The sequence below is a fragment of the Actinoallomurus acaciae genome (assembly GCF_042429965.1).
In the GTDB taxonomy this organism is placed as follows: Bacteria; Actinomycetota; Actinomycetes; order Streptosporangiales; family Streptosporangiaceae; genus Actinoallomurus; species Actinoallomurus acaciae.
Genome location: NZ_JBHLZP010000631.1, coordinates 1 through 4,251, shown reverse-complemented (window position 1 = coordinate 4,251; position 4,251 = coordinate 1). Strand labels below are relative to the sequence as shown.

Here is a 4,251-nt window from a genome sequence, read left to right as displayed (position 1 = left end):
CCCCGTGGGGCCGGGCCTCGGCGGCGGAGGACCTCGGCGTCCTGCTCGCCGGGTCGCGGGACCACGTGGACGACGGCGCGGCGATCGAGGCCCTGGACCGGGCGCTGGAGGGCTACCAGCAGATCGGCGCGCTGCGCGACGCGGCCCGGATCCGGGCCCGGCTGCGCCGGCTGGGCGTACGACGCCGCCACTGGACCCAGTCCGAGCGTCCGCTCTCCGGCTGGTCGAGCCTGACCGAGACCGAACGGAACGTCGCCGCCCTCGCCGCGCAGGGCCTGACCAACCCGCAGGTCGCGACGCAGATGTTCGTCTCGCCGCACACGGTGAAGTTCCATCTGCGCCAGGTCTTCCGCAAGCTGGGGATCGCCTCCCGTGTCGAGCTGGCCCGGCTCGCCACCGAGCACGCCTCGGAATCTCCGGCCGAGGGCCTGTCCCAAGGTCCCCGGCCGTAGCCCGCGGCAGGGCGGCGAGGCTTCGGTCAGCCCATGGTCTTGGCGCCGTCGAGGGACTCGCGGATGATGTCGGCGTGGCCGGCGTGCTGCGCGGTCTCGGCCAGGATGTGGATCAGCGTACGGCGGGCCGACCAGCGCGTGCCCGGCCTGAACCAGGGCGCCTCCGGCAGCGGGCGTGACATGTCCAGGTCGGGCAGGCCCCTCACGATCTCCTCGGTGCGGCGGGCGACGTCCTCGTAGTCGGCCAGCACGCCCGCGAGGGTCTCCCCCTCGAGCATGCGGAACTGATCGTCCCGGTTCTCGCCGCCCGTGGCGACGCTGTCGGTGCCGTCGACGATGAAGTCCATCCAGGCACTCTCGACCGCCGTGACGTGCTTGATCAGGCCGCCGAGGCACAGCTCGCTCGCCGTCGTACGGCGCCCCGCCTGCTCGTCGGTCAGCTCACGCACCGTGTGGCGCAGGAAGAACCGCTGCTGGGCCAGGGACTCCAGCAGGGTCTCGGTCTCGGCGGTCTCGTGCGTGATGGTCATGTTCTTTCGCCCTTCTCTCGGCCGTCACGCACGACGATAGGGACCATTGCGGCCACTTTCCGTCCGCAATGACCCGCCGCTCGAAAAGGGACGAGCCCCCCGGGGGTTCGTCCGGGGGCTCGTCCGCGTGCGGGTTACTCGGTCCGCGACCCCGCCTTGCCGCTCTTGGCGGCGGCGGGCGGCGTCGGGTCACCGAGCTGCGAGACGTGCACCGTGTCGGTCTTCGGCAGGGTGCCGTTCAGGAAGTAGGCGTCGAAGTAGGAGTCGACGCCACCGGGACGCAGGTCGCCGCGGTGGACGATGCAGTGCGTACGGTCGCCGTCCTGGACCACCAGGTGCGAACCCCGGAGGATCTTGTGCAGCTCCAGCGCGCCGGCGTACGGCGTGGCCGCGTCGTCGGTTGCCTGGAACATCAGGATGTTGCTCGGCAGGTTCTTGCTCTGGCCGACCTTGACCGGCGTGCCGGACTTGGCGCCCCAGAACAGGCACGGCGCGTTGAACCAGACATTGCTCCAGGTCAGGAACGGGTTGGTCCGGTTGACGCGGGCGGCGTCGGCGTGCCACTTGGCCCAGCTCGTCGGCCACTGGGTGTCGGTGCACTGGACCGCGTTGTAGACGGCGAAGGTGTTGTCGTCGCTGCCGCCCGTGGTCTGGGCGCCGAACGTCCCGGCGAAGGTCGCGACGTCACCGGCCTTGTAGGCCGACAGGGCCGCCGCGTACGAGTCCCAGACCGCCTGGCTGCGGCGGTAGGCCGCGTTCTGGATGTTGTCCACCAGCTCGTCCTCGCCGACCGCCACGGTGTGGCCGTCGGAGGTGAACGTCACCGGGTGCGCGGCCAGCTTGTCCTGGAGGGCGTAGTAGTAGCTCCGCACGGCGGCCTGGGTGGTGCCCAGGTGGTAGGTGGAGTCGTACTTGGCGATCCAGCCGAAGTAGTAGTCCATGTTCTTGTTGAACGCGACGTCCTGGGTGAGCTGGGCGTCGTACCAGACGTTCTTCGGGGTCACATTGCCGTCGAGGACCATTCGGCCGACGTTCTGGCCGAAGACGGTGGCGTAGACCTGGCCCAGGTAGGTGCCGTAGGAGGCGCCGTAGTAGTCGAGCTTCTTGTGGCCCAGCGCCTGGCGGATCGTGTCCATGTCGTGGACGGAGTCGATCGTCTTGATGTGGTCGAGCAGGTCGACCTTGGCGCCGCGGCCGAACTTGCGCGTGCACGCGTCGGCGTAGTCCTTGGACTTCTCCAGCCAGGTGGCGTCGTCCTTGCGGCCGCCCGTGCCGTACTCCGGCCGCGGGGCGTTGCTGTAGTCGACGTCGCAGCTCAGCTTGGGCGTGCTGAACCCGACGCCGCGCGGGTCGAAGCCGATGACGTTGTACGCCGCCTGCATCGGGGCGGAGTTGCGCGCGTAGACGCTCGCGCCGAACAGCGCGCCCTCGCCGCCCGGGCCACCTGGGTTGACCAGGATGTCGCCCTTGGCCGCGCCCGAGCCCTGGTGCGGCAGCCGGGTCAGCTCAAGGGTGATCTTCTGCCCGTTCGGGTGGGCATAGTCCAGCGGAACCTGGAGCTCGGCACACTGAATGATCTTCGACACCTGGACGGGGCCGACGCTGTCATACGCCTTGGCACCGTTCACGATGTCCGCCTGGCAGGTGTGCCACGCGAGGCTCGCCGGCCGGAACGCCCCCGACGTTCCCGTGGTCGCGGACGCGCTTGTGGCACCGAGACCGAGGCCGGTGAGGCCCAGTCCGGCCGCCGCGGCCACAGCAAGAAGCTTCTTCACGAAACCCCCTTACAGGTCGGGCTACGTTTTGCCCGAAATGGTGAACAAGGGGTGATTGTCGCGAGACCCCATGGTCGACTGAAGATGACGGTGCAGATGGTTGCCGAATCGTGACAAATTACCCAAGTCGGCACAGCGTCGCCAAGAGTCGTAATTTCGCATCAGATCGTACGTTTCCCCCGCCGAGTATCGGTAACCCCAGATATCCCCTGAGACACGGATATAGCGGCGTTATCGCAGGACTCTCGCGTGCGCCGCGCCCTGAGCCGGTTCAGGCCGACGAAGATCAATGGACGGAAGATCACCGACGACGTTTCCGCAATGTTTCCCGGCACGGTGCCGCAGCGCGGTCACGCCGTAGCGCGGCGCGGTCACGCTCACGGCCGTGAGGATCGCGATAGTCACTGAGTCGTTCCTGCCCCACGTCAACGGCGTGACCAACTCCGTCTGCCGGGTGCTGGAGCACCTGGCCGGCCGTGGACACGAAGCGCTCGTGGTCGCCCCGGGCCCGGGCCCGGACGGACCCGACGACCGGCTGCGGCTGACGGCCGGGGTGCCCCTCCCCTTCTACCGTTCATTCGTCGTCGGCCTGCCCAGCCGGCACGTGACCCCGACACTGCGCGACTTCCGGCCCGACGTCGTGCATCTCGCCTCACCGCTGATGCTCGGCACCTCCGGCGTCGCGGCGGCCGAACGGCTCGGCGTACCGGCCGTGGCGGTGTTCCAGACCGACCTCGTCGGGTTCGCCCGCCGGTACGGCCTGCGCGGCGCCGACGCGCTGGTGTGGGCCTGGCTCCGGCGCATCTACGAGCGGGCCGACCGTACGCTGGCGCCGTCCCGGCCGACAATGGACGAACTGCGCAAGCGCGGGTTCCCCCGGCTCGCGCTGTGGGCCCGGGGCGTCGATGACCAGCGCTTCCACCCCCGGCACCGGTCGGCGGAGCTGCGCGAGCGGCTGGCGCCCGGCGGTGAGGTGCTCATCGGGTACGTCGGTCGGCTCGCCACCGAGAAGCGGCCGTGGATGCTCGCGCACCTGGCCGGCCTGCCCGGCGTACGCCTCGTCGTCGTCGGGGACGGCCCGGCCCGGCGGCGGCTGGAGCGGCTGCTGCCCGAGGCCACCTTCACCGGCTTCCGTACGGGTCAGGAGCTGTCGGAGCTGGTCGCGTCGCTGGACGTGTTCGTGCACACCGGCGCGGACGAGACGTTCGGCCAGGCGGTGCAGGAGGGACTCGCCGCGGGGCTGCCGGTCGTCGCGCCCGCCTCGGGCGGCCCGCTGGACCTCATCCGGCCGGGGCACAACGGGCTGCTGTATCCGCCCGACGACCCGGTCGCGATGCGCGCCGCCGTCGCGGCGCTGGCGTCCGACGCCTCGCTGCGGACCCGGATGGGCGGTCACGCGCGGCTGTCCGTGCACGGCCGCGGCTGGGAGGGCATCTGCGACGAGCTCATCGGCCACTACCAGGCCGTGCTCGGAGCGACGCCGGTGGAGCACGC

Annotated in this window: 4 protein-coding genes; 2 read left to right on the top strand and 2 right to left on the bottom strand. The window is 70.4% G+C overall.

Features of this window, described 5'->3' with window-relative positions; translation table 11 throughout:
- Nucleotides 1–452: helix-turn-helix transcriptional regulator (locus ACFFNX_RS43750; RefSeq protein ID WP_378212153.1), on the top strand; the 452-nt coding region annotated here is incomplete at its 5' end.
- A gap of 26 nt (nucleotides 453–478) precedes the next feature.
- Here ACFFNX_RS43750 and ACFFNX_RS43745 read toward each other — a convergent pair.
- Nucleotides 479–982: a DinB family protein gene (locus ACFFNX_RS43745; protein WP_378212152.1), complete on the bottom strand. Its 504-nt coding sequence runs from the start codon at nucleotides 980–982 to the stop codon at nucleotides 479–481.
- Nucleotides 983–1,116: 134 nt separating this feature from the next.
- On the bottom strand, nucleotides 1,117–2,757 hold the full coding sequence (locus ACFFNX_RS43740) for an alpha/beta fold hydrolase (protein ID WP_378212151.1): 1,641 nt from the start codon (nucleotides 2,755–2,757) through the stop codon (nucleotides 1,117–1,119).
- Between the two features lie 385 nt (nucleotides 2,758–3,142).
- On the opposite strand from ACFFNX_RS43740, the gene ACFFNX_RS43735 reads away from it, so the two are divergent.
- Nucleotides 3,143–4,251 (top strand): glycosyltransferase family 4 protein (locus tag ACFFNX_RS43735; protein ID WP_378212150.1); only part of this gene is annotated, 1,109 nt, incomplete at its 3' end.